Source organism: Mycobacterium sp. NGS18 (assembly GCF_059813185.1).
On record NZ_JCALEC010000034.1, the window covers coordinates 1 to 889 of the forward strand.

The 889-nt window shown below is 64.2% G+C and carries 1 protein-coding gene; it reads right to left on the reverse strand.

Features of this window, described 5'->3' with window-relative positions:
- Positions 1-827: IS256 family transposase (locus tag AC5Y31_RS21790; RefSeq protein WP_499982970.1), on the reverse strand; the 827-nt coding region annotated here is incomplete at its 3' end.
- Positions 828-889: the final 62 nt, after the last annotated feature.

Here is an 889-nt window from a genome sequence, read left to right on the forward strand (position 1 = left end):
ACCAGCGAATCCGGCCAGGTCGCCTCGATCGCCTCGGGGAATCCGGTCAAGCCGTCGCAGCACACGATCAGCACGTCGGCGACACCACGGTTGGCCAGCTCGGCGCACACCCCGGCCCAGAACTTCGCGCCTTCGGCGGCCTGAATCCATATCCCCAGAACGTGTTTGACACCCTCCATATCCACGCCGACGGCGATATGGGCGGCCTTGTTGCGCACGTGCGCGCCGTCGCGGACCTTCACCACGATCGCGTCGAGGTAGATCACCGGGTAGAACGATTCGAGCGGACGACGCTGCCAGGCCAGGACCTCGTCGAGGACTTCGTCGGTGATCTTGGAGATCGTGTCGCGGCTGATCTCGGTCCCGATCGTCGACGCCAGGTGATGCTCGATGTCGCGGACGGTCATCCCGCCGGCGTACAGCGAGACGATCATGTCGTCGAGCCCACCCACCCGGCGGGAGCCTTTGGGCACCAGCGTGGGGGTGAACGTGGCGTCGCGATCGCGCGGGATCGCCAGTTCGACGTCGCCGACACTGGTCGCCACGGTCTTGGGATACGAGCCGTTGCGTGAGTTCGCGAACAACGCGGCCTCGGGGTCGCCCTTGTCGTATCCCAGATGATCGCTGAGCTCGGCCTGCAGACCCCGCTCAAGTCCCGCCTTGATCAATTGCTGGATGAGTCCATCCTTGCCGTCGAGTTGCACCTCGCCGGCGTCGATCATCGAGTACAGCTCATCGAGGGCACCCGACGCCTCCAGCGCCTCCACACCCGCTCGCTGCTCACGTCGACGTTCTTCACGGTCAAGCTTCTTATCCACCACGGTCATCAGTGTGTCTCGGCTTTCAGATCGGGAGCACCGCTACCTCACACAAACCATCTGACACGCTC